Genomic DNA, 25,323 nt, shown 5'->3' with positions numbered 1-25,323 from the left:
CGGCGCTGCGCATTTTGATGCGAACCGACGACGCTTCGGCGTTGCCCCACTGGAGTTACCATGCAATCCCATCCAACCGACAGCGCCGACGACACCGGCTCGGCGCTGGCCTGCGCCGCCAGCCTGCTGGCGCTGGCGCGCATTGAACCGCAGGCGCCGAACCCGCAGCCCGGCCAGCCGCTGGGCGCGGCACTGGCCGAATACGGCACCCGGCACCGGGTGCGGCTGCGCCTGGGCCGCCTGGGCTGGCGCAAGCTGCGGCCAGCCCAGCTGCCATTGGCTTACCGGCGCCGCAGCGGCGGCTTCGCTGTGCTGGCCGCCATGGACGAGGCGCGCGCGCTGGTGCAAGTGCCGGACCGGGCGCAGCCGATGCAGCTGGCGCTGGCCGACCTGAAGGAGGACTGGAGCGGCCAGGCCCTGCAACTGGCCGGGCCGGCACTGCGTTTCGACTTGCGCTGGTTCGTGCCGGCGTTTGCCGCGCACCGGAGCCTGTTGCTCGAATTATTGCTGTTTTCCTTTGTGCTGCAACTGCTGGCCTTGCTGCCCGCGCTGGGTTTCCAGGTGGTGCTGGACAAGGTGCTGGTGCACCAGGCCCTGGCCACGCTTGACGTGATGGTGCTGGGCCTGGCGCTGGCGGCATTGGCCGAAGTGCTGCTCAAGGGCTTGCGCGAATACCTGCTGGGCCACACGGCGGCCCGCATCGACGCGCGCCTGGGCGGCGAGCTAGTACGCCACTTGCTGGGCCTGCCGCTGGCCTATTTCCGCAGCCGCCAGGCCGGCGCCATCGTGGCGCGCGTGCGCGAGGCCGATACCGTGCGCGAGTTCCTGACCGGGGCGGCGATGGGCTTGTGCGTCGATGCCGTCTTCACGCTGGTGCTGCTGGGGGTGATGGCCAGCTTGTCACCGCTGCTGACGGCGCTGCTGGCCGCCTCGCTGCCGCTGTACCTGCTGCTGGCCTGGCGCGCCACGCCCGGCCTGCAAGGGCGTATCGAAACCATGTTCCACCATGGCGCGCGCAGCGCCTCCCTGCTGGCCGAGTCGCTGGGCGCGGTGGAAACCATCAAGGGCCTGGCGCTGGAGCCGCGCCTGCGCCGGCGCTGGGAAGAAACCACGCGCGACCAGGTCGCCAGCGGCTTCGCGGTGCAGAGCCGGCAAGTGCTGGTCAACCAGGCGGTGCAGTGGGTGCAAAAAGTCGTGGCGGTGCTGATCCTGTGGGTTGGGGCGCACGAAGTGCTGCAGCTGCGCCTGAGCGTGGGCCAGTTGATCGCTTTCAATATGCTGGCCGGCCAGGCCAGCCAGCCGCTGACCCGCCTGGTCGAATTGTGGCAGCAGTTCGTGCAGACGCGGGTCGCGGTCGACCGCCTGCGCGATATGCTCAACCTGCCAGTCGAACAGGAGGGTGGCAGCGCATGCCTGCCGGGCCGCCTGCGCGGCGACATTACTCTCGATGCGGTGGAATTCCGCTACCGGCCGGACTTGCCGCCGGCGCTGGACGGGCTGTCGCTGACGGTGCGGGCCGGCGAGCACGTCGGCATTGTCGGCCCTTCCGGCTCCGGCAAATCGACGCTGACCAAATTGATCCAGAAACTTTACCTGCCGCAGGGCGGTGCCCTGTTCATCGATGGCCAGCCGTTGGCCGCGCTGGAGGCGGGTGCATTGCGGCGGCGCATAGGCGTCGTGTTGCAGGAAAACTTCCTGTTCCACCGTTCGGTGCGCGACAACATTGCGCTGCGCGAGCCGGCGGCGCCGCTGGAAGCGGTGATGGCGGCCGCGCGCCTGGCCGGCGCGCACGATTTCATCCTGAAGCTGCCGCTGGGCTACGACACCGTGCTGGCCGAGGGCGGCAGTTCGCTGTCGGGCGGCCAGCGGCAACGGCTGGCGATCGCGCGCGCGCTGCTGAGCGATCCGTCGGTGCTGATATTCGACGAAGCCACCAGTGCGCTGGACGAGGAGGCGCAGCAAGTGCTGCGCGAGCACATGCCGCGCATCGCCCAGGGCCGTACCGTGCTGACCGTGGCGCACCGCCTGTCCACCGTGGCCGGCTGCGACCGCATCGTGGTGCTGGAGCGCGGCCGCATCGTCGAAAGCGGCAGCCACGCCGCGCTGCTGGCCGAGGACGGCCGCTATGCCCGCCTGTGGCGCTTACAACAAAATTTCTTATCGGAGCAGTCCCATGCCATTTAAATCCTTGCTTGGCGCCTGGCGCCGGCGCGGCCAGCCGGACCGCCGGCCCGACACCTCGTACGAATTCCTGCCCGCCTATCTGGAAATCCTGCAGCGACCGGCCTCGCCCTGGGCGCGCCGCAGCGCGCTGGCGCTGGCGCTGCTGCTCCTGCTGGCGCTGCTCTGGTCGGTGTTCGGCCGGCTGGACATCCATGCCAGCGCGAGCGGCCGGGTGGTGGCTTCCTCGCGCTCCAAGCTGATCCAGCCGCTGGAACAGGCCGAAGTGATGGCGATCCTGGTGCGCGACGGCCAGCGCGTGACGGCCGGCCAGCCGCTGATCGACCTCAAGCTGCTGGGGGCGGGCGCCGACACTCTGCGCTTGCGCGATCAACTGGTCGCCAACCAGTTGGAGGCGGCGCGTTTCCGCGCCTTGCTGGCGGACGATCCGCCGGCCGCGTTTGCGCCGCCGGCCGGCATCGGTCCCACGCCGGTGGCGGCGGCGCGCGCCCACCTGGCCAGCGAGTGGCAAGCCTTGTCGGCGCGCCTGGCCGACCTGGCGGCGGAATGCGCGGTCAACCAGGCCAGCCAGCAAGCGGCGGCGCGTGAACTGGAGGCGCTCGACAAACTGCATCGCAACGTGGCGAGCCGCCTGCGCGCCCTGCGCACGCTGGAGCAGCAAGGCATGGTGTCGCACGTGGCCCTGCTTGAGAAGAGCCGCGAACAGCTCGATCTCGAAGAACGCCAGGCGCAACAACAGGCCCAGTTGCAGGTCCTGCAAGCCCAGCATGCCAACCTGCTGGCCCGCAAGCGCACTTACCTGGCCGATATGCGGCGCGAGTTCAGCGACAAGCTGACCCAGGCCGACAATGCCGTGGCCGAAATCGAACAGCAGCTGGCCAAGGCGGTCGAACGCAAGGACCTGCAGAGCCTGCGGGCCCCGGCCGACGGCGTGGTGCAGCAATTGGCGGTGCACACGGTGGGCGGGGTGGTGACGCCGGCCCAGACGCTGATGGTGGTGGTGCCGGATGCCAGCGGCCTGGAGGCCGAAGTCAATATCCTGAACAAGGATGTCGGCTTCGTGGTGCCCGGCCAGCCGGTGGATGTCAAGGTCGACGCCTTCCCCTATACCCGTTACGGCACGGTGCAGGCGCGGCTGTCGTTCGTGTCGCGCGACGCGGTGAAGGATGAACGGCTGGGCTATGTGTTCCCGGCGCGCGTGCACTTGGCGCGCGGCAGCATGCTGGTGGACGGCCAGCAGGTGGACTTGCAGCCGGGCATGAGCGTGGTGGCCGAGATCAAGACCGATCGCCGGCGCGTGATCGATTACTTGCTAAGTCCGATCCGCGATTACCAGGCCACGGCCATGCGGGAGCGCTAAGATGGACCGGCTCACCGCATTCACGGCCGCGTCCGACACCGGCCTGCTGGCGCTGGCGCGTGCCGCGGCCAGCTTCGACCTGGCGGTTGCGCCGCAGCGCCTGGCCCATCAAATGGGGCGGGCTGGCGAGGCCGCCAGCGCCGCCGAGCTGTGCCGCCTGGCGCACTGGCTTGGCCTGCGCGCCAGCGTCGCCAGCTATCGCGCCGGCGACCTGGCCACGCTGCCGGCGCCGGCCTTGCTGCTGACCGGGGACGGCTTCGTACTGCTGGCGGCCAACGACAGCGCGGGCGCCACGCTGTGGCTGCCGGCTACCGGGGCCGAACTGCGTCTCACGCATGGCGAGCTGCAGGGCTGGTGCGAAGGCACTGTGCTGTTGCTGGGCGAGCGCCGCGCGCCAACGCGCACGCCGGCATTTGGCCTGCGCTGGTTCTTGCCCGCGCTGCGGCGCCACTGGCGCCAATTCGCCTGGGTGCTGGCGGTGTCGCTGGCGCTGCAGGCGATCGCCCTGGTGACGCCGCTGTTCTTCGAAAACGTGGTCGACAAGGTACTGGTCAGCCGCAGCGCCGGCAGCTTGCAGGTGCTGCTGATTGGCATGCTGGGCTTGGCGCTCTTCGAGCCGCTGTACGGCTGGCTGCGCAGCTGGCTGTACGGCAACTTGTCGAGCAAGATCACGGCCGAACTGGAAGGACGTGTGTTCGGTCACTTGCTGGCGCTGCCGCTGCGCTATTTCCGCGCACGCCAGGCCGGCGCCATCATTGCGCGGGTGCGCGAGCTGGATTCGGTGCGCCAGTTCCTCACCGGCTCGGCACTGACGCTGGTGCTGGACTTGCTGTTCGTGCTGGTGTTCCTGGCTGTCATGCTGTGCTATTCGGCGGTGCTGACCGGCGTGCTGGCGCTCTCGCTGGCGCTGTGTTTCGTCTTGTGGATGGTATTCGGACCGCTGCTGCGCCAGCGCGCGCTGGCGGCCTATGAGCGCAATGCCGACGCCAACGCATTCCTGGTCGAAGCGGTCAACGGCATCGAGACTATCAAGTCCAATGCGGTGGAGGAGCGGCTGGCGGCGCAGTGGGAGCAGCGCTTGGCGGCCTACCTGCGCAGCCAGTTCGCCAGCAAGGCGCTGGGCATTATTGCCGGGCAGGGCATAGGCCTGGCGCAGAAGCTGGGCGCTGCACTGCTGCTGTGGTTTGGCGTGCATGCGGTGCTGGCCGGGCAGATGAGCGTGGGCGAGCTGGTGGCCTTCAATATGTGGTCCGGCCATGTGGTGCAGCCGATCCTGCGCCTGGCTCAGGTCTGGCAGGATTTCCAGCACACGCAGATCGCCCTGCGCCGGGTCGGCGATATCCTCGACGAACCGGCCGAGGCGGCGGCCGAAGGCGCCGGCGCCTTGCCGGCGCTGGCCGGCGCGGTGGCGTTCCGCCAAGTGCGCTTCCGCTATGGCGAGGACAGTGCCGAGGTGTTGAAAGGTTTGCAGCTGGACATCGCGCCCGGCAGCTTCGTCGGCGTGACCGGGCCATCCGGTTCGGGCAAGTCGACCCTGGTGCGGCTGCTGCAGCGCCTGTATACCCCGCAGCAAGGCCAGATCCTGCTGGACGGCGCCGACATCGCAGTGGCCGACCCGGTCGAACTGCGCCGGCAGATGAGCATCGTGCCGCAGGACAGTGTGCTGCTGGCCGGCACCATCGCCGACAACATCCGCCTGTGCTGTCCCGGCGCCAGCGAGGGACAGGTACGTGCCGCCGCCAGCCTGGCCGGGGTCGATGCCTTCGCCGATGCGCTGGCCGAGGGCTACGACAGCGAAGTGGGCGAACGCGGCGCGGCCTTGTCCGGCGGCCAGCGCCAGCGGGTGGCGCTGGCACGCGCCCTGATCACCGATCCGCGCATCCTGATCCTCGACGAGGCCACCAGCGCCCTCGATTACGAGTCGGAAGCGGCCATCATGCAGCGCCTGCCCGATATCGTGGCCGGCCGAACCGTGATCAGCATCGCGCACCGGCTCAACACGATCCGCCACGCCGACCGCATCCTGGTGATGGACGACGGTCGCGTGGCCGAGGATGGGACCCACGAGGAACTGCTGGCGCGCGATGGCCTGTATGCGCGGCTGTGGCGGTTGCAGACCGGCGCTGCGTAGTGCGCGGCATGATCGACGGCGGCGCTCGGACCGGTCCGGATAATTGCCGCCAGAGCCAATCGTGGTTCGCTCCAGCGGTAACTTGCATGGTTTGCCGCCGCCTTGGGCGGCGCCACATTGATGAGGAAAGGAGAGTGATGGTTCAGTGGAAAATGAACGGGTCCCGCCGCCTATGCAAACTGTTGCTGGTCTGCTTGGCCGGTCTGGCCGCAACGGCGTGCGCCGAACTTGACGGTTTGGCCGAGCGGATGGCGCGCAGTGAGATGGAAGATGCGCGCCGGGTTTGCGGCGACTATGGATTCCGCCCCGGCACCGACGCGTATGCACAATGTGTTGGCTCGGAAGTGAATGCGCGCAAGGACCGGGAGCAGCAAGACTGGCTGGAGCAGCAACGCCGGCAAGACCGCCAGTGGCGGCACCGCCACCGTCACTAAGCCGCGGCACAGCGCCGTGGCGGACAGGGCGGAAGCTTGCGAGGCCGCACCCGCACGTGGCGCAGCGACCCGCATCGCGAAATCCGTCCGATAAATCTCCTCGATCCAGATTGCGCCCGGGTCCACCGGTATGCTGAACAGTAACTGAGTCGGCATTCGCGCTTACGGCGTGAAACTGCCTCATATCGAAACTGTTATCAGGAGATTGTTCAAATGACACACGCGTTGGAATCCACAGCACAAGCCGAGTCGGGCATCAGATCTCGCCAAGAATTCGAACGGCTCATCGGAAAATATGCTAAAGATCTTCCGGCTATTACCAATTCAGATCGGTCGGAGTGGCTGGATAAGGCAGCAGGATCTGAATTGGAAGAAAAGTACCGGGCAGCGTTTGATGTTGCCAACAAGGCCAAAAAATTGCTGGATTCGCCGGGCCAAGTCGAAAGAGCGATACAAATGTACCAGACGGCGTTGGACAACCTATACGCTTGCTTTAACAAGAACTTTTCCACCATTGACCCTGCCAATCCGGACCAGTTGAAAGCTGTGGCGGTGCTTGCCGACGGAATCCACAATGTTGAGGGCGTTTCCGGCTTCCGTGATGCGCAGGGACGGCTCTTCAAAGATGCGCAAAGACAGTTCCAAAGCGCTGATTCCGCCGCCAGCGCAACCGCATTGATTGATTTCTGGGATGGCGTGGCGAAGCCGCCGTCCGATCCGAGCTGGCGCACATTCCAAGGTCGGGATTTGTATCGTCTTGGGCTCAGTCTGGCTGACCGCCCGCGAGACTTCGGGACCGTTATCGGGCTTATGGGCAGGAAAGTGCAGGATGCATGGGCGACAATGGGGGCGAATGACGCACACTGGCGGAGCGCCTTTGGCGGTCTTATCCCCGACCGGAAGAAGGGCGAATTCGCCTTCAATCAGACGGCTCATTTCTACGCCTTTGGCGGTAACGAAGGATATTGCCGTGCGTATTCCATCCTCTATGCCACGGCATTGGTGAACAATGACGTGGACGCTGCCGCCCGATTGTTCCGCAGCTTCAGACTTGAGATGTTCGATGGCATGCATGCGCGCTATCCGAGCGATAAATCGGCCACGCGAGCTGCCTTATCGCATCTGAATGGTTCGGATGATGTAGCGTGGGGGCTTCTTGCCAGGCTTCAGATGCGCACCGTGCGCGAGGTGGTCAAGGAGCTCGCCAGCACCACGGGCCGGACTAGTTTTCTTATCGAATCCCCTAATCACTCAATGGAGCTCGGCGTCAGCATCGACGAACATGGTCAACGCCATTATCAATTCTTCGACCCCAATTTCGGCAATTATTCCTTCGATAGCGCGGAACAGGCGATTAACGACGTCTCCATGCTGCTGTCGACGGGACAGGAGGCATATAGGATCCCTATGCGGGACGGGGAGCTTATGCTGGCGGCGGCCAAAATTGATGAGGCAATGGCCGCCAGTCTCTTGAATATGGAGATAAAGGACAGTGTAGGCGGGCAGCGCATTGCCAAGCTGGGAGAGATCTTCACGATCCCGCAGGATGCGGCGATGGTGTTGGATAGCGCGCAGGAATCTGCGCATGCCGCCGTGCAGGCGCAAACCATCGGCGACGCGCTGGTGGACAATATGCGCAAATGGATGGTCCAGTGCGCCCTGCCCGAAGCACGGTACAAGCCGCTGTTCAATACCTTCCGCATAGAAACCGACGGCAGTACGACGATGGAATTTCTCGATACCGGAGCAGCGGGTCATCAGACCAAAAAAGTGCAGGTGAGCCTGCCCGATCCGGCAGAAGCGGCCCGTCTGCGCTCCAGCCTGCAGCGCATGTCGGATCTGCTGAAAAAGGTGGGCGACAACTTCCAGATGAAAAACGACCACCTCACGCAGGCCCACCATGAGGGCGAGGGCGGGGTGGACGGCTCGGAAGGGTTGAATGCCGCGTTTACCTTACAGACCATCGTCGATCTGCTGCACGCGCGGCACCGTCAAGAGAAGGTCGAAGGGGGCGAGCAGGAAGAGCTGGCCGGGTCGCTGGCGCAAACCATCGAGGCGCACATGTGGGCCAATGTCAGCAATGTTGGCGCGAGCTCGGGCAAGGACCTGAGCAAGTTGGCCGAAATGGTGGGCAAACTGCTGGAGGACTCGGGCAAGCTGGAAGAGGCCACTGCCAAGCTGAGTGAAGGGCTGCTCAAGATCGGCGGTAAAGTGGGCAAGGCGTTTGAAGGCCTGTCGACCGCGCTGGACGCGACCGGTGTGGCCCTGGATATTGCGGAGCTGGCGCAGGCGCAAAGCTACGAGCAGCGCGTCAGCGCAGGCACCTCGCTGGCGCTCGATTCGGTCTCCATGGGCGTGGGTGTGGCGGCGATGGTGGCCGGTGAGACGGCGGGCATCGTAATGGGAGGCATGGCCGTGCCGCTGGCAGGGGTCGGCATCGGCATCAGCGCCCTGGTCGACAATTTCCTGGAAACCGCCGCGACAAAGGATCAAACCATTGTCTATTTCGACGAGTTGAAAAAAGGCTACCAAAGAGGGGGCTATGAATGGAACGGCGACCATTCCGCCATGCTGCCGATCGATGGCGTGGTGATCGACAAAATCGATTTGTCCGGCGAGAATGCGAAGATCAGCTTCGGCGCCAACGTGATTTATGGCGAGCAAGTCGAGCCGGGGGCATTGGTGCCAGGGCTGCAGAGTAATCCCAAATTATCATTCGACGTGCACGAAGCGTTTGGCGTCGGCCACACAGCGACCATCGACAACCCGGATATATTCGTACTTCCGGTCACGAGCAAGCGGGTGGGCTGGTTCACCACGGCTCTGGACGGATTGAAGGCGGCCGGCGAAACGCTCAATGACTTCTCCAAACATTCCCATCGAGATGATCCGGGCCATAGTGGCGAGGATTGCCCTAATCATCAGGGCGACCATCTTTCGGGGGACTTGAAGGACCAGCGTATCACCTTCGATACCCGATCGCTGGGCGTGGGCGTTGTCGGCTATGGATACGAACCGCAGTTCACGCAACTCGAGGTCACCCTGGGCAAGGCACCCAAGCAGCTGGTTATCCCTGCCGATAATGGCAATATCGAGTATCGCATTGCCGGTGCCGGGGGACACTACAGCCTGGTCCCCAACGGCGACCGCGTCCTGTTGTCCGAGCAGGATCCGAAAGCACCCTCGACGTGGGTGCTGCAAAGCGCGAGCAAAGATGAAACGTTCGATGTCAAGTTTTACGATGGCACGTACTGGGACCACAAATATACCTCGATCATCCTGACCCCGGTCTGGGCGCCTGGCCACGAGTCGAAACACCCCGATACCCACCCGAAGGTCGTGCTGCTCGACGATCTCAATACCAACGTCCTGTTGCGCAACGGAGAGGGGGTGTATCGCCTGGATGTTGCGAAGAAGTCCATTGAGCTGGTGGACTATGTGGTCGAGGATGCGTGGGTGAAGGAACACGCCCCAACCTTGTTCCACGATTTGGCGCAGCTGGCCAAGGAGAAGAATCTGAATGGCCTGACGCTGAATTGGCAGCCGCCCGGCCAGAAGTCCAGCGTGCTGACGTTCCGCTATACCGCGGGTCAGAACTACATTATTGGAGCGCATGATGAATTTGTCGACAGGTTCAATGCCAATGCCGACGGCGGCCTGGATACGGCCAAGGGGGTGGTTGCAGGCTTCACCGCCGAGGTCTTCCAGGAACCGGACGTCAAGAGTCTGGCCGACCTGGTGAAATATGCGGAGGACTTCGACGCGACCGAGTTCGATGTGTATGACATTCCGCTGAAGCAGCTGGTCGCCTCGGCCGATGCGTCGTTTGTGGTCTCTGGCCACTACGATGGCAAGAGCTGGGTGCTGACGCGTGTCGATCCGAAGGGACAGGTGTATGTGTATGAGGGGGCCAACCCGGATCTCGGTGGCGCCGGCAGGCTGAGCGCGTTCAGCGAGAAGTTTTTCACGACGCACCCGAACGACACGCTGGCCGACTTGGTCAAGATTGCCGGCGGCGGGAGTTTCGACGTGGCCGGCCTGTCTTTCCACGGCCACACCCTGGCCAGCGGCCACTACGATGCCAAGACCCGTACCATGGTCGGCCGGGATAAGGATGGCCACTGGCTGGTCAGCGGCAATGGCAGCCACGTGGTGTTCAAGGTGCAAGGCAAAGGCGAGGTCTGGTTCTATGAGGAAGATGCCGATCATCCGTCGACCTGGCAGTTGGAGACGGACGGCCAGGATCCAAGCGGCTGGTCCCGCAACTGGGTGACGCTGGGTTCGAGCCGGATCTGGGTGGACAAGCCGGCGGCTACGGAACTGAGGGTGCAGCAGCCGGATGGAAATTTGATGCGCTTGAGCTTGCTCGACTCGGCTGCGTACAAGCAAGGCTTCACCAAGGAGTATTTCAAGTACCACGCGAACGCCACGCTGGCCGACCTGGTGCGGGATATCGGAGGGAGCAGCTTCGACGTGGCAGGCATGCCTTTCCGCAGCCATGTGATCAGCGGCCATTTCGACGGCAAGACCCAGGCCATGGTTGCCGACGATGGGGAAGGCCATTGCCTGGTGCGCGGCAACGGCAGCCAGGCGGCGCTGGACCTGCACGGCAAGAGCGAAGTCTGGCTCTACGAGGAAGACGACGGCAAAGCGTCGACCTGGCTACTGCGCGGCGACGGCAATGTGGTGGAATGGAAGGCGCCGAACTGGGTGAAGGTGGGCTCGACCTGGGTCTGGCTGGACAAGCCGCAGGAAACGCATCTGCGCGTGCAGCAACCGGACGGTCAGTTGATGGAGGTGGATCTGGCCAAGCAGACCGCGACGGCCGTCGATCGCCTGGTGGACGCCGCCTGGGTCGAGGAGCACGCGGCCACACTGATGCAGGATCTGGCGCAACTGGCCGCGGACCAGCATCTGACCGGATTGACCGTGCAATGGAACGACGGCAAGCCGCGCAGCGGTCGTTACATCGTCGGTAGCGGCATCATCTCCGAACGCGAGGACGGGCTGGTGATGAAGTTCGCGAGCGCGCCTGAGCTTCTGCAAGGATCCGGCACGCTGGTGGCATTCAGCGCGGAGGCCATCAGGCGCAGGCAGGAGAAACTCGGCGCTGAGTACTACCTCAAGCACAAGCAAGGCGCCTTGCTGGCCGAGCTGGTCGCGGAAGCCAAGGCGTACCGGGGAACCGAACAATTCGATATTTATGGCCTGCCGATAGGCAAGTCCTACGATGTGTCCGGCCACTACGACGGCAAGTCCTGGACGTTGGCCGGCACCGATAGCGAGGGCAGGATCTGGCAGCACGATGCGGCCCATCTGGACCAGGACGGCACGTTGGTCGGGTTGAGCGCGGCATTCTTCCGGCAGCATGGCCCGGACTCGCTGAAGAGCCTGCCCGAGCGGCGCGCGTCCGTGCTGGCCGTCTCCGGCCTGACCGATACCGCCGGCAAAGCGCTGTGCGCCTGGTACGACGTGGTGGCGGAACAGTGGATTGTGGCCGGCCGCCCGGGCGGTGGCGGCCTCAATTACCTGGGCACGTTCGGCGGCATGGCCTGGCTGTTCGATGCTGAGCGCGGCGAGGTGCTGGGCAGCGTGCCGCGGAAGCAGGTCGCTTCGCTCGACGCGCTCAAGCAGCCGCCGGCCGCCGGGCGCATGTTCGGACAGCTGGGCAAACTCAAGTCCGCGACCATGGTGGGCAGCACGCTGGTGCTGGCAATGGAAGACGGCCGTTTGACGCTGGGGGCCGACCTGGCGCTGCCGGGAGTGTTGACGCCGTTGGAGATCGATGGCGAGACGCTGGTCGGCACGATCGATTTGGGCGGCGGCAAGTCGGCCAAGACGGTTTCGAACAGCGACCGGGAGCGCTTGCAAAGCTGGGAACAACACTACGGCTTCAGCTTTGGCGAAGCGATCCGCGTGCGCATGGCAGATGGCGCGTGCGCCTGGTATGACTTCGAGCATCGCGCGATGACCGCGGCGCCGCAAGCTGCCGAGCTGCAGTACCTCGGCTACGGCGATGATTTCTACATGTTCGACCCGCTCGCGCACAAGCTGGTGTCGGCGGCCGGTGAAGGCGGCATGCGGCACGAGCCGGTGGCGATCGGGGCGCAGCACGTGGTACGTGTAGGCAACGTCCTGGGCCTGAGCGGCATTGCCGAAACCGATCTGGCCAAGCTGCCGCGGATGTTCAAGGTGGACAACTACATAGCCACCACCAAGGACGACCTGACGTTCGAGGTGTCGGTACATCACGAGGCGACACTGCTGCAGGTTGGGCCGGCCTGGCTGGCCGCGCATGCCGACAATCTGACCGGGGCCTTGGCCGAGTTGGCCAAACGCCTCGGTTGCGAGGACGGGATCAGCCTGCAGCAAACCGATGGCAAGGTACAGTGGTTCGACACCAAGTCCAGTACCATCGCGGACGGGCAAGCCGGTAACAAGCCGCCGGCCACGCGCATGCAGGCGCCCGATGGCTTGGCCCTGCTCAAGCAGGCCATGAGCACGTTCGCGCAGGACGGCGTTGCCGGCAGGACGGCTGCGCCGGTTGCCGGGAGCGCCGAGTTTCTGGCGGCCGCTTTGCCGAAGGCGGCGGGCGGGACCATCCGCGTCTGACGTGAATGCCGCCGATGCGGCCTGGAGACCGCTTCGGGCCGCGTCTGGCAGCGCATTCAGAGCGCGGCGATTGCGGGACAACAGGCGGCCCATGGGCCGCCTGCCGCTATTTGTACGTCCAGCACCCAGCACGCCCTGAATCGAGATCTGCGCCAGGTGGCCCCCGGCCTGTTGCAGCGAGCGCAGTGGCAACGGCAAGTGCGCCCTGCGCGGCATTGGCGAAGGCAGCTTCCAAGGGGTGCTCTCATCGGGCGCCGTTGAGGTGGACGATGCCGCGCGCGTCGGTACGACCCTAGGCATCAAGACGTCCGCAACCGACAGTATCAAGGCGATCCATGCCCAGTTGCGCCTGCTCACCGATGGCGCGAAAGCGATCGATATCATCGACGTCAGCAAGAGCGCGCTGTTGCGCATGCATCTGGGCTACCTGCATGCGCCGGACGAGCATCTGCCCTGGACCGGCGATGGCGCGACGCTGCCGCTGACCGCGCCGCCGCTGCTGCGGCACCATTGAGTCACGGCGTCCTGGGCCGCCGCAAGCGCCGGCTCAGGCACCGTAGCATGCTTTGAGGCGCGGCGACGCTTGGGTCAGCATGCCGGCCGGGTTCTCGATATGCACGCCTTGCAGGCCGGGATCGCCGGCTGGCATGCCACGCGGCAGGGCCAGCGCATGCGCCACCGTGCCGGACACCAGGCAGGCCGCCGCCAGGCAGCAGGCGCCGAAGACCGCCAGCGCGGCGTGCGCCTGCTGCGGCCTGAAATAGCGGGCGGAGAGGTCGCCGCCCTGGGGCGGCGCCGACACCAGGTACACTTTTGGCACGGTTTCGCTGGCGCCCAGTTGGGCGGCGGTCAACAGGGCACCGTACGCGCCGCGCAATCGCATCCGCGGACCGGCCTCGGTCCAGAGCGTGCGCAGGCCGGCCTTGAACACGTGCTTCACTCCGCCGGTAACTTGCATGGTTGGCCGCCCGCGCTGGACGGCGCCACGTTTATGGGGAAAGGAGCGTTATGATTCAGCGGAAAAATGGACAGGTTCCGCCGCCTATGCAAGCTGTTGCTGCTCTGCCTGCTTGGGCTTGCGGCAACGGCGTGCGCCGAACTTGACGGTCTCGCCAAGGGGATGGCGCGCAGTGAGAAGGAGGATGCGCGCCGGGTTTGCAGTGAATACGGTTTCCGTCCCGGCACCGACGCATATGCCCAGTGCGTCGGGTCGGAAGTGAATGCGCGTAAGGAGCGCGAGCAGCAAGACTGGCTGGAGCAGCAGCGCTGGCAAGACCGCGAATGGCGGCGCCGCTACCGTCACTAACGGCGGGACAGCGCTGCGGCGGCCACGGTGGTGTGCCGTCCGGCAGCATGCCTGGCCGCACGCCAGACGCATGCCGGCCGGCGTGGCAAGGGGCGCGCTCAGGCAGGCTGCCCGTCCTTCCTCCGATCTTCGCCTGGCGTGGACTGCGCCAGCCACGAGAGGATCGCCTCGCGCGTCGCCTGTGGCCGCTCAAGCGCAGGCAGATGCCCGCAATTCTCGATGACTTTGAGTTCGGCCCGGCGCAGCTTGCTGAGCATCAGCCGCTGCATCTCCATGCTGAACAACTGGTCTTGCCGCCCGTACAGGATCAATGTCGGCATGCTGAGTGCAGTCAGGCGCGCGGAAATATCCCAGGCGTTGATCAGGACCCGGGTCTGGTTGACCAGGCCGGCGCGCGGCAACTGCTGGCAGGCGGCCAGGGCGTCAAGCAGGTCGCGCTCCCCGGCGCGGCGCGGATCGACGCAGGACTGGTTGAGCTGCGGCCAATGCTGGCCGATGGTGCCGTTGAGCAGGGGCGTGAGCATGCCGTGCCGGAAGAACTCGCGCTGCGCCTCCGGGGCATTGCCCGGATAGGTGCACACCAGGACCATGCGCTGCACGCGCTGCGGCGCCATCAGGGCCAGATGCTGGGCCACCAGCCCGCCCAGGGAGTGCCCGAGCAAAGTGAATTCCGGCGGTGCCAGCTGCAGCACTTCCCTGGCCATGCCGGCCGCGTTGGACTGGTTGGACACGACGATGGTGTGCACGTCGTAGTGTGGCGTAAGGTGTTCGATCAAGTCGCGCCACATGCGGTCGCCATGGTTGCTCCAGCCCGGAAGCAGGACGAATTGTTTACGGTGAGACATGGTTGATCCCCTTTTTTCTAAGCCAGGATGGCATCCCGTTGACCGCCAGCGCGGCAATCGTGAGCGCCAGCGCGCTCGCCTGGCGCAGGCCGAAGTGCTCGCCGCGCAGCGCCACGCCGAGCAGCACGCCGACCACGGGAACGATGAAATTGGACAGCGACGTGAATACCGGGCCGCGGCGTTGTACCAGTGCGGCGTACATCAGGTAAGCCAGCCCGGACTCGACCGTGCCCAGCACGGCCACGGCGCCCAGCGCGCCCGGCGTCCATGTCAGTTGCCAGGGATGGTCGATCAGCAACGATGCTATCGCCAGCGGCAAGGCGGCATACCACAAGATGGTCCGTACGGAGCGGATCGGGTTGTCATGCGGAAGGTGTTCCAAGAGATTGAGGCTTAAGGCGAAGCTGGCACAGCCCAGGAAGATGGCGCCTTCATAGACCAAGTGGCCGCTGCCGTGGTTGGTGGCAGGGCTTACCAGGATGATAATGCCGGCGAAACCGAGCAGAACGCTGAGCATCGCCGGCCAGCCGGGGCGCCTGTGTTTGCTTATGCATAAAGACAGGAGCATTGTCAGGATCGGCACGCTGCCCATCATCACCGCCGTGATACCGCTGTCGACATGCTGCTGCCCCCAAACGATCAGGAAAAAGGGGAGCACTGCCTCGAACAGAGCAATCAATGCATACAGCAGTGCGGGCGAAAGTGGCGCCTTGCGGCCGGCTGCAGGTAACGGGCGCGTAGGTCGGCGTGTGAAGCCGGCCAGCATGGTCAGCGTCGCCGCGCCAATCAACACGCGCAGAGCCGCGGTGGTGGCGGGCGGAATACTCTCGACGGCGAAGGCATTGAACAGGAATTGTCCGCCCCAGATTGTGCCGATGCCCAATAAGAGAAGATAGTCGAGCAGGGTTCTTTGTTGTGTGTGCATGATGCGTTCTCCTTGGTGCCAGGGCTCGAACGGGCTGCGAGACCGACATCGGGCGCCGGCATGGATCATGCACACGATGAGGCGCGTTGCGCTTGCGGGAAGCGAAAAGCAGGACCGGTCCGGCCTGCCGAGCGGGCGGCGCGCCGCCGCGCCCACGGGCCAGGACCATGCGGTGGCGGCTTTCAGTCCTGTGCCCAGCAATGCGCCACCGGCATCAGGACGGCACTGACCACCAGCATGAACACCGGCTGGGCCAGTGTTTGCGCGTGGTACAGGGCGCCCAGTGCGGCCAGGCCGGCGGCGATCAGCAGGTAATAGGTCAGTCCGTACATGGCGCTGGCGCTGCCTTGCACCGCGCGGTAGTGCTGCAGGGAGGCGGCGAAAATGCTGGGAATGGCGCAGGCGAAGCACAGCATCAGGACCACCTGCGTGGCCAGCACGGCGCACGCCGCCGGCAGCGGCGCACGGGCGCCGGCGGCCAGGGCGAGCAACTGCAGCAGGGCCGCCGCCAGCCCGGCGTGGCAGGCGCGGCGGATCAGCTGGCGCGGCCGGTAGTGCCGTAGCGCCAGCTTGTTGAGGCGGGCGCCGCCGACGGCCGCCAGGCCGAGCAACAATCCGCTGGCGCCGGACAGCCAGTGCGGCATGCCCAATTCATCGAACGTGTGCGGCGCCAGCACGTAATAGCCGAACAGGATCAGGTTGAAGCCGGCCACCAGCGCGGCCGAGATCCAGATATGGCGGTCGGTCAGCATATGGCGCGCGACGCGGAGCATGGGCACCGGGGCCGGCTGATGCCGCGGCCGGGTTTCCGGCATGAAGGCGGCGCACAGCAGTGCCAGCGCGGCCAGCAGCCCTAGGCAGGCGAACACGCCGTGATAACCGTAATGGCTGGCCACCAGCATGCCCAAGGCGGGGCCAATGGCCGGCGAGAAGGCCAGCACCGTGACAACGGCGGAAAACATTTTGGTCAGCTGAGGACCCTGGTAGCTGTCGCGCACCATGGTTTGCATGACGACGGCGCCGACGCTGATGCCGAACGCCAGCCAGGCGCGCGCCAGCAACAGGACGGTAAAGCTACGCGCCACCAGCGCCAGGGCGGCGGCGGCGACGTAGCAGCACAAACCGCCGAACAGGGCGGGGCGGCGTCCCTTCAGGTCGGAAATGCGGCCCCAGAACAGGACGCCAAGGGCAAAGGCGGCGAAGTACAAGCTCATGGTCCATTGCGCCTGGCCGGCACTGACGCCGTAGGCGGCAGCAATGTCGGGCAACACCGGCGCGTACATGGTCTGGCTCAGTTGCGGGTAGGCCAGCAACAATAGCAGGATGGCGATTGCTGGCCGCGAAAGGGGAATGGGATTCATCGATGCTCCAGGTTGGGTTCATTTGGTGGAGCGCGGCGCGGGCCCAGCCAGGCCACGCACAATGCCAACGCGCCGTTGGCGAGCCAGACATCGGCTTGGCATAACAGGCCATAGCGCCACGGCGCGGCCAGGCCGGCCGCGCTGGCGACCAAGCTGGTCATGCAGGCCTGGCGCAACAAGTCGCCTTTTAGTGCGAGCACGGCCACGGCCAGAAGCCCGGCGCGCGGCAGGAGGCGCGCCGGCAGGCGGTGGCCTGCGCCATAATTCAAGGCCATCAGCGCCATCACCGGTTCCAGCGCGGTGAGCCAGGCCATGGCAATGATGCCAGCCGAGTATTGCTGCGGGCCGGGGAAGACGTGGCCCTGGGCCAGGGCGCCGCTCAGCTGCCCGGCCCATTGCAGCACGCCGGCGTGCACGATCAGGGCAGTGGAGACTGCCAGCGTCGCGCACGCGGCGCAGCGCAGAACCAGGCGGCGGGGCAGCAGGTGCATGGCTTACTGCTTGGGCACCGCACCGGCCAACATGCGCAGGTTGCTGCCGCCGCTTGCGGCGAAGATCAGGCTGCGCACCTTGTCGTGGGGCAGGGTGACCAGGGCGGCGAAGCCATTCAGGTCGAGCGATTCGGAAGCGTCGCCCTGCACGCAGCCCATGCCGGGCGTATCCGATTTGGCCGTTACCGAAAATCGGTAGATGTTCTTGGACGGATCCAGCACCCGGATGTAGCCATCCAGGTTGCAGCCCAACAACTTGCCGATCACCTTGCCTTGGGCGTCGATCGACAGGCGCGGTGTGGTGGCCGTGTCGTAGCCTTGGTAGCCGGGCAGTGTACGCGCCGTGGGCGAGTAGTTGCCTCGCACCTCCGCGAGACTGGCGGGACGGTTGTTGTCGGCACTGTAAGTCATCGCATAACTGCCGTATGGTGCGCCGGCGACATAGCGGTCCGCCAGGTCGAAGGTGGCGGACAGGGTGTTCGCGGCGTCGGCGTGGCCGCTCATGACGGCATGCACGAAGTGGAGCGGAGCGACGACGCTTGCGCCGCCGATGTCGCCATCGTTGAGCTTGAGGAAACCGCTATAGGTGCCAAGATAATTGTCCTCGCCAACGCCGTCGGCGAAATAGAACTCGGTTTCGGCATCGTTGTTCTGGCCGTGCAGCAGCGCAAAGGCCGGCTTGCCATCGGCATTGGTGCCGAACCAGATGCCGTCGGCCAGGCGTTGCGAACCGCTCGGCTTGAAGGCGGGAGCCGGGGTCAGGCTGGACGTGCTAGCGCCGGCATGAGTGCCGCCGCCACCGCAGGCGAGCAGGGTGGCGCACAGGGGCAGCAAGGCGGCAATTTTCAGTTTATGGTTCATGGAACAGTTTCCTGGTCTGATCGAATTATTCGGCAAGGGCCTTGCCGATCCGGTCCGCAGTATGTGGCTACTCAGCACTAATAACTTCCCAAGGGCAATTTCTAGGACGATTGCACCCCGCCTCTCGGAATTGGTCCGGGAAATGAGGCGGTCCCTCTGCCGCGGGGCGCCCGAGCGTTAGCATCGCAGCCACATTTCTCGCCCAAGGACAGTCTCATGAACGATTCCAAGCCCTTATTCCTGACAGTCGATTTCATTAACGACCTGGTGCACCCGGACGGCAAGATGGCCGGCTGCGCGCCAATGGTCATGGCGTGCGGCGTGATCGCGCGCAGCAACGAAGCGCTGCATTGGGCGCGGGCGCAGGGTTTTCACATCGGCCACGTCAAGGTTGCCCTGGTAGCCGGCACGAGCACCACGCTCGGTTCGTGGTCGATGTTCGGCAAGGCCGACCAGATCGGTGCGCTGCAGCTGGGTGGATGGGGCACCGCCTTCCACCAGGAACTCGACGTGCATCCGGACGAGCTGGTGATCGTCAAGCCGCGCGTCAGCGCCTTTTACGGCACGCCGCTCGAATCACTGCTGCGCACCAAGAACATCAGGCAACTGGTGCTGGCCGGCGTTTCGACGTGCCACGCCATTGACCTGACTGCGCGCGAGGGGCATGACCGCGACCTGCGGGTGACCGTGTTGTCCGATTGCTGCGCGGCGCGCAGCCTGGACCAGCACCGCGCCACCTTGTCCGGTGCGCTGTCGCAGGTGGCGCAAGTGCGCACGCTGGACGAAGTGCGCGCCTGCATGAAGGACTGAAGCGGTGGACAGCGCCGCGTCGGCTTGCCAGGTATTGCGCGCGGCGCTGGAGCGCCACCAGATCGCCTGCTACTTCGGCGCCATGCTGTTGGGCGCACTGGGGGCCTACTGTTTGCCGCACAGTGCGGCATGGGCGCAGGCGATCGAGCCTTGCCTGGCATTGATGCTGACGCTCACTTTCCTGCAAGTTCCGCTGGGACAGCTGGGGCGGGCGCTGCGACAGGGGCGTTTCCTGGCCGCCTTGCTGGCGGTGAATTTCGTCGGCATCCCGCTCCTGGTGGTGTTCCTGCTGCACTGGCTGCCGCAGGTGCCCTTGTTGCGCCTGGGCGTGCTGCTGGTGCTGCTGGCGCCCTGCATCGATTACGTTGTGACCTTTTCCCACCTTGGCCGGGCCGACGCGCGCCTGCTGTTGGCGGCAACCCCGTTGTTGCTGCTGGCGCAGATGGCGCTGTTGCCGTTATACCTGCGGCTGTTTCTAGGCCAGGCCGAAGCGGACTTGGTACGGCCCACCGCATTCCTGCACGCGTTCGGCACCATGATCCTGCTGCCGCTGACCCTGGCAGCTTTGCTGCAATACTGGGCCGCATCGTCGCGCGCAGGCCGGCACGTCGCCGGCGGCCTGACCAGCCTGACGGTGCCCGCCACGGCGCTGGTGCTGTGGCTGATGATGGTGGCTATGCTGCCGCAACTTGGCGCCGCGGCGGCGGCGGTGCTGCAGGTGTTGCCGGTGTACCTGGCCTTCGCGTTGGCGGCGCCGCTGCTGGGCTGGTGTGCCGGCCGCTGTCTGGGCCTGGCGCCGACCGCGGGCCGCGCCGTCGCATTCAGTGCGGCGACCCGTAATTCGCTGGTGGTGTTGCCGCTGGCGCTGGCCGTGCCGGGCGCCGTTCCCATCCTGCCGGCCGTCATCGTGGCCCAGACCTGCGTCGAACTGGTCTTCCAACTGCTCTACATCCGCATGCTGCCCGTCCTCGGCGCCGCGACGCCCACCGCACGCCTCTGAGTGCGGGTCGCGTGATTCCGTCCGAAATTGCACCGTCGATGCGCTGCCTCGTTAGCGAAAGGCTAGCCTGAAGCCGGTTCCCAACCCGGTTCGGACTGCTGTCAGGCAGCGGCCTGGCCCCGTTGGCTGTTGAACGTTGTCACGTCAAGGAGAGATAAATGGGTTCATTTAACGCAGAAGAGCGACAAGCGATGGCCGTGCTGGAAGCACGCAAGCAAGCGCGTGCCTTGCGGCAGGGCCTGGCCGTGTTGATGAAACAGCAGGGCCTGGAGCGAAGTGAATGGGTGCCGATGCTGGGCAGCTACGACACGGCCAGCGGTCAGGTCAGTTTCATGAAACGCAACGATCCGAGCAAGTTGCTCACCTGTAAAGTCGGGGCTGTCCCCTTGCGGCAGGCGCTGGCCTACACGCGCGAGCTGACCAATGCCATCCAAAGCAAGTTCAAGGTCGAGGACGGCGAGCTGCAACCGCAGAGCGGCGGTGCGCCGGCGCCCGGGTCGCAAGAGCTGGCGCTGGGCGGCGCGTACGCCGCGATGCTCGACGAAGCGCTGGAGGCGCAGGTGCAGGTCGGCGAGCAGGCGGAGCTGGGCGAAGTCGTACGCCAGTCGCTACAAGCGGAGACCTTTGTCAAGGTCGCCGAACAGGTCGATTACTCGGTGGTGGGCCTGCAGCGCCTGAACGCCTTTGCTGGAGCGCTCAATGAAGCGATGAAGTTCGAAAAAGTCGCGTTGATAACCGAAAACATGTCAAGCATTCTCGGTGCGGCCGGCGTGGTGCTGAAAGGGGGGCTGGCATTCGAAGACGCCATCGAACTGGCCAAAGCCCAGTCGCCGGACGCGCAGATGGTGGCTGGCACCAAGCTCACCAATGACCTGCTGGGCACCGGGCTCGAAGTGGCGAGCGTGGTCGCCGAGATCGCCGGTGCGGAAGCCGTGGCTGGCGCGCTCGGTGGCGTGGGGCTGGCCGCTGCGGCCGTCGGCTGGTATGTCGCCGGGCTGGTCGAAGCGATCGAGCAAGGCAACGAACGCGCCAGCAAGACCAAGGAATACTTCGACATCCTGAACGCAGGCTACCACCACGCCGGTTATGGGCTGGACAAGGAGGGGAGGGCGTTGATTCCGCAATACGGGGTGCCGATCGGTACGCTCGACCTGGAGCACAACACCGTCTCCTTCGGCAAGTTCGACATGCTGCAGTACAAGGAGGGGCGGCGCGGGATGGGCGGTTCGGCCGCGGGCGGCTGGGAGGCTACGCTGGAACCGTTTGACGATGGCCGCACCTTCGAAATCCACGCAGGGCTGGGCGTGAAGCACACCATAGCGCTGCCGGAGCAGCGCGACCTGGTGCTGTTGCCCTTCATGCCGGCGGCCAGAGCGAAGATGGTGCATGGCGTGCAAACCGTGGGGCTGGGTCCCGTGATACGCGGCATGGACGGCAAACTCGACGATAGGGGCAACCCGATCAGTTTCAAGACCTATATCAAGAGCGAGGATGAGCTGACCGGAATCGATCTCACGTTCGAATCGACCACGGTCGACGTGCTCCTGGGCCAGGCCAGCAAGACCCTGGTGATGCCAAATATGGCACGCTCCCAGATCAAGGATGGCCATGGCACCAACTGGGACATGCAGTACCGCATGCGGGGCAAAGGTGGAAAATACGCCTTGGCCTTGAGTGCTTACGGTAGCGTCACCCTGCAGGAAAATGGCGACAGCAAGTCGACCTGGCTGCTGGACGCCGGCGCCAAGGGCCTGGGCGATGCGATCGCGTTCCAGGGCGACCATCTGGCCATCGGCGGCGCGCAGGTCTGGATCGACCGCCCGGCGAACACCAAGGTGTGCGTGCAAAAGGCGGACAGTACGCTGTACAAGGTCGACGCGCAGGCCAGGAAGATCGAGCTGGGCGGTGTCGCCGCGGGGTGGATCGAAGCGCACGCCAAGACCTTGCTGACCTCATTGGCGCAGTTGGCGAAGGAGCAGGGGGCGGACAAGCTGGAGGTGATCGGCTATCCGGGCCCTGGCGGGCAGGCCTTGGAAGGCTGCTTCAGCGCCAAGAGCGGCTACCTGGTATGCCGGGCGGAGCCGGGGGCCAGTCTGGTGCGCAACGCGCACAATGGCGCAGGAATTCTGCTGGTCGATGCAAGCTGGGTCAAGGCGCACCAGGGCAATCTGCTGGGCGCGCTGGGTGCGCTGGCCGGCAGTTTCGGCTGTAGCACCGTCGAAGTACTGGGCATTCCCGCGCAGGGTATGACTTTGCCCGGCGGGCGCTATGACCGCGTCTCCGGTGAATTGCTGGGCCGTGCGGCCGACGGGGTGCTGTACCGCGTCGCAGGCGATCTGAGCCGGCGGGTGCTCGGCGTCGATGCCAGCTGGAGCGCGGCACACCGGGCCACTCTGCCGCAGGACTTGGCCAATCTGAGCATGGAGGCGAGCGCCGGCATTCTCAGCGTGGCCGGCATCCAAAGCGCGGACGGCGGCATCAGCCCGGGCTGGTACGACGTCGGCCGCCACCTGCTGGTGGCGGGCAACACCCCGGGCAAGCGGCCGGATTACCTGGGGATCATGGGCGGCAAGGTTTGGCTGTTCGACCCTTCGATGGGCAAGCTTTACAGCCACAAGCTGGACGCCCGCTACGACAGCGCGCCCGATTGCTTTGAAATCGCCGACCCGTTGAGCGGCCCGCCCGACATCAAAGGATGGGTCAAGTCGGCATCGATCAGCGGCGACGGCTTCGTCATCGAGACTGGCGATGGCCGCATCCTGTCGTTGCGCCCCGGCGGTGGCAAGCCGCGCTTGCTGGGCCTGAAGGGGGAGATGGCGGATTCGGTGGTTCGGCAAAAGGGCGGTTACTCGGACGACCTGGCCAGGATTTATGAACACGACACATTCGTTCCGATCGAGGATGGCGCGGGCAAGGGATGGGTGCGGCTGCAACCCGAGCACTACGGCGACGAATATAAGGTGTATCGCCCGGCGGATCTTCCGGAGGACCGGCAGGCAAGCTTTACGGTGCTGGGCAAGATGTCGAACGGCATCGTCGTGTTCGAACGTACCGCCACCGGCAAGTGTCTCATGCGTGGCGTCGGAGATGGCACGGTGATAGGCATCCTCTCCAGCGGCGTGAACGAGGTGGACGACGTCATGCGCGTCGGCAGCACCTTGGTGATCCGACATTCGGGCCAAGCCAAGAGCGACAGGATCGCGTCCCAGGTGCGCCTCATCGTCGATGGTCTGACGCAAGTGGACATCATCGATGTGAGCAAAGGCGAGGTGTTGCGCGTGCACCCGCGCAACCAACACGGGGCGGATGAACATCTGCCTTGGACAGAGACCAGTACAGCGCCGGCGCATACGTCGCTGCGCATGATGGACACGGGGCTGCTGAAGCAGGAAATGAGCAGTTTTGCGCGTGAAGGGGCGGCCGGCCAGCGCGCCATTGTCACGCCGCAAGCGCCTGGACTCCTGGCCGGGCCGGGCGCGCTGCCGCACCCAGCCGGCGGACCGGCGTAAGAAAAGAACCGCTGACGGCGCTGGCCTTGCGGCATGGTTGGCGCCAACGCCGGTGTTGGCCGCCATACCTTGGGCATCTGCGCGGCACGACGGAAAGCGGTCGGGGCGCTGCGGCTGGCTGCAAGGGACGATCATCCATGTTCTTCCCTGTCGTCCGCCGCAGCCGATTTCGCTGGCGGCCTGTCGCGCAATGCGGCGACCGAGAACTTCACGAGCCGGACTGTCGCATCATGAAGCACGCCGCTTTGCGCCGCGCAGTCGCCTAAGCGCCATAGCACGCGAGCAGCGCGGGCGATGCCTGCGGCAGCGGCACGTGGCCTCGCATCAGAACCTGGGCGCTGCGGCGGTAGGCGGCGCGCACGATGTCAAGTTGGCCGTCGACCATACGCGTATCCAGTAGGGTCGTCAAGATACCGGCCGGATTCTCGATGTGCACGCTATGCAGGCCAGGGTCGCCGACTGGCACGCCGCGCGGCAGGGCCAGAGCGTGGGCCACTGTCCCAGGAACCAGACAGGCGGCGGCCAGGCAGCAGCCGCCAGAGACCGCCAGCGCCGCGTGCGCCCGCTGCGGCGTAAAGTAGCGGGCCGCGATGTCGCCGCCTTCGCGCGGGGCCGACACCAGGCAGACCTTCGGCATGGTTTCGCTGGCGGCCAGACGGGCTGCGCTCAGCAGCGCGCCGTCGTCGCCGCGCAGGCGCATGCGCAGGCCGGCCTCGGTCCACAGAACGCGTAGGCGGGCTTTGAAGTCGCTGTCTGCGTCCAGTTCGGCCGGCGTTTCATCGCCGCGTTTGCCCAGTTCGGAGGCCGCCACGATCACCATTGGCACCGCCACGTCGACACAGCTGACGGTGACGCCGAAAATGGTGTCGCGCGCGCGGCCAGTGGGCAGCAGGGCGCCGGTCTTGGCCCCGGCGGGGTGATGCAGGTGCAGGTCGACGCCAGGGTGGTAACCCATCACGCCGGGAATTGCCACCTGCGCAAGTCGGCCGCCGACGCGCTGCAACTGGGCGCTCAGTGCACTGTCCGTATTGCGGTTTTGGATCGCGATGCGCAGGTCGCCGTTCTCGGGGCCGGCCGGCAGCAGGCCGCTGTCGAGCGCGAACAGCGGCAGGGCGGCCGACATATTGCCGCAATTGACGCTCCAGTCGATGGCGCTGCGGCCCGGGGCCAGTTGCGCCAGGGTGCTGGTGATCTCGCGTGAGTGCGCGTCGACCTCGACCAGGAAAACTTTGTTGCTGGTCGGGGTGCCGCGCCCCAGGCCGGTCAGTTGGCGGTCGCCCGGGACATCGTGGTGCAAGGGAACGCCCATGATCAGGCGGATCAGTTCGTCGCGCAGGGGGCCGGCCGGCGGCAGCTGGGGCTGCCACAGCACGGCGCCGGTGGAGGTGCCGCCGCGCATGGCGTAGACAGGGAATTGCAGCACGCCGTCCAGCATGCAGGGCCGCAAGTGCTGCAGCATAGGGTGGGGGAAGCTCGGGTAATCGTGCATTGTCGGAT

Annotated in this window: 18 protein-coding genes; 11 read left to right on the top strand and 7 right to left on the bottom strand. The window is 65.6% G+C overall.

Going from position 1 to position 25,323, the window contains the following annotated elements:
- Positions 1 to 60 precede the first annotated feature (60 nt).
- The 6 genes from ACN9MY_RS20510 (at position 61) to ACN9MY_RS20485 (ending at position 13,232) form a co-directional block, all read left to right on the top strand.
- A complete protein-coding gene (locus ACN9MY_RS20510; protein ID WP_426336059.1) occupies positions 61 to 2,184 on the top strand; it encodes a peptidase domain-containing ABC transporter in 2,124 nt (707 codons plus the stop codon).
- Complete coding sequence (locus ACN9MY_RS20505) at positions 2,174 to 3,541, top strand: HlyD family type I secretion periplasmic adaptor subunit (RefSeq protein ID WP_426336058.1); 1,368 nt, start codon at positions 2,174 to 2,176, stop codon at positions 3,539 to 3,541. Before ACN9MY_RS20510 ends, ACN9MY_RS20505 begins: the two co-directional genes overlap by 11 nt.
- A gap of 1 nt (position 3,542) precedes the next feature.
- The gene (locus tag ACN9MY_RS20500; protein ID WP_426336057.1) at positions 3,543 to 5,672 is read left to right on the top strand and encodes a type I secretion system permease/ATPase; all 2,130 of its coding nucleotides are present in this window, start codon (positions 3,543 to 3,545) and stop codon (positions 5,670 to 5,672) included.
- A gap of 137 nt (positions 5,673 to 5,809) precedes the next feature.
- Positions 5,810 to 6,106, top strand: coding sequence for a hypothetical protein (locus ACN9MY_RS20495; protein ID WP_426336056.1), 297 nt, complete (start codon positions 5,810 to 5,812; stop codon positions 6,104 to 6,106).
- 213 nt (positions 6,107 to 6,319) lie between these two features.
- On the top strand, positions 6,320 to 12,718 hold the full coding sequence (locus ACN9MY_RS20490; protein ID WP_426336055.1) for a TcdA/TcdB pore-forming domain-containing protein: 6,399 nt from the start codon (positions 6,320 to 6,322) through the stop codon (positions 12,716 to 12,718).
- A 262-nt stretch (positions 12,719 to 12,980) separates the two neighbouring features.
- A complete protein-coding gene (locus tag ACN9MY_RS20485; RefSeq protein ID WP_426162361.1) occupies positions 12,981 to 13,232 on the top strand; it encodes a hypothetical protein in 252 nt (83 codons plus the stop codon).
- A gap of 33 nt (positions 13,233 to 13,265) precedes the next feature.
- Here ACN9MY_RS20485 and ACN9MY_RS20480 read toward each other — a convergent pair whose 3' ends face one another.
- A complete protein-coding gene (locus tag ACN9MY_RS20480; protein ID WP_426162360.1) occupies positions 13,266 to 13,676 on the bottom strand; it encodes a hypothetical protein in 411 nt (136 codons plus the stop codon).
- Between the two features lie 66 nt (positions 13,677 to 13,742).
- Between ACN9MY_RS20480 and ACN9MY_RS20475 the strand changes: the two genes are divergently transcribed.
- Positions 13,743 to 14,024, top strand: a complete 282-nt coding sequence (locus ACN9MY_RS20475; RefSeq protein WP_426318471.1) for a hypothetical protein — start codon at positions 13,743 to 13,745, stop codon at positions 14,022 to 14,024.
- A 98-nt stretch (positions 14,025 to 14,122) separates the two neighbouring features.
- Here ACN9MY_RS20475 and ACN9MY_RS20470 read toward each other — a convergent pair whose 3' ends face one another.
- From ACN9MY_RS20470 to ACN9MY_RS20450, 5 genes are all read right to left on the bottom strand, one after another.
- Positions 14,123 to 14,869 carry an alpha/beta fold hydrolase gene (locus ACN9MY_RS20470; RefSeq protein ID WP_426162358.1) on the bottom strand — a complete coding sequence of 249 codons (747 nt, stop codon included), beginning with the start codon at positions 14,867 to 14,869 and terminating at the stop codon, positions 14,123 to 14,125.
- The gene (locus ACN9MY_RS20465; protein ID WP_426162357.1) at positions 14,856 to 15,794 is read right to left on the bottom strand and encodes a DMT family transporter; all 939 of its coding nucleotides are present in this window, start codon (positions 15,792 to 15,794) and stop codon (positions 14,856 to 14,858) included. The genes ACN9MY_RS20470 and ACN9MY_RS20465 overlap by 14 nt, the downstream gene beginning before the upstream one ends.
- A gap of 182 nt (positions 15,795 to 15,976) precedes the next feature.
- Entirely contained in the window at positions 15,977 to 17,155 is a 1,179-nt protein-coding gene (locus ACN9MY_RS20460) for an MFS transporter (RefSeq protein WP_426318470.1), read from the bottom strand.
- On the bottom strand, positions 17,152 to 17,646 hold the full coding sequence (locus tag ACN9MY_RS20455; protein WP_426162354.1) for a hypothetical protein: 495 nt from the start codon (positions 17,644 to 17,646) through the stop codon (positions 17,152 to 17,154). Before ACN9MY_RS20455 ends, ACN9MY_RS20460 begins: the two co-directional genes overlap by 4 nt.
- 3 nt (positions 17,647 to 17,649) lie before the next feature.
- Complete coding sequence (locus ACN9MY_RS20450) at positions 17,650 to 18,507, bottom strand: hypothetical protein (protein WP_426162353.1); 858 nt, start codon at positions 18,505 to 18,507, stop codon at positions 17,650 to 17,652.
- A gap of 216 nt (positions 18,508 to 18,723) precedes the next feature.
- Here ACN9MY_RS20450 and ACN9MY_RS20445 point away from each other — a divergent pair, with 216 nt between their 5' ends.
- The 4 genes from ACN9MY_RS20445 (at position 18,724) to ACN9MY_RS20430 (ending at position 24,060) form a co-directional block, all read left to right on the top strand.
- Positions 18,724 to 19,317, top strand: a complete 594-nt coding sequence (locus ACN9MY_RS20445; protein WP_426318469.1) for a cysteine hydrolase family protein — start codon at positions 18,724 to 18,726, stop codon at positions 19,315 to 19,317.
- An 82-nt stretch (positions 19,318 to 19,399) separates the two neighbouring features.
- Positions 19,400 to 20,317: an arsenic resistance protein gene (locus ACN9MY_RS20440; protein WP_426323813.1), complete on the top strand. Its 918-nt coding sequence runs from the start codon at positions 19,400 to 19,402 to the stop codon at positions 20,315 to 20,317.
- 158 nt (positions 20,318 to 20,475) lie between these two features.
- Positions 20,476 to 23,826: a TcdA/TcdB pore-forming domain-containing protein gene (locus ACN9MY_RS20435; RefSeq protein ID WP_426318468.1), complete on the top strand. Its 3,351-nt coding sequence runs from the start codon at positions 20,476 to 20,478 to the stop codon at positions 23,824 to 23,826.
- A 33-nt stretch (positions 23,827 to 23,859) separates the two neighbouring features.
- Positions 23,860 to 24,060 (top strand): hypothetical protein, encoded by a 201-nt coding sequence (locus ACN9MY_RS20430; protein WP_426318467.1) that lies wholly within the window; start codon positions 23,860 to 23,862, stop codon positions 24,058 to 24,060.
- Between the two features lie 28 nt (positions 24,061 to 24,088).
- Here the strand turns inward: ACN9MY_RS20430 and ACN9MY_RS20425 are convergent, their stop codons facing one another.
- The gene (locus ACN9MY_RS20425) at positions 24,089 to 25,315 is read right to left on the bottom strand and encodes a PrpF domain-containing protein (RefSeq protein ID WP_426162350.1); all 1,227 of its coding nucleotides are present in this window, start codon (positions 25,313 to 25,315) and stop codon (positions 24,089 to 24,091) included.
- Positions 25,316 to 25,323: the final 8 nt, after the last annotated feature.

Source organism: Pseudoduganella sp. R-31 (assembly GCF_049913235.1).
Lineage (GTDB): Bacteria > Pseudomonadota > Gammaproteobacteria > Burkholderiales > Burkholderiaceae_D > Rugamonas.
Note: the sequence above shows the minus strand (reverse complement) of the source record. Positions and strands in the feature narration are given on the sequence as shown.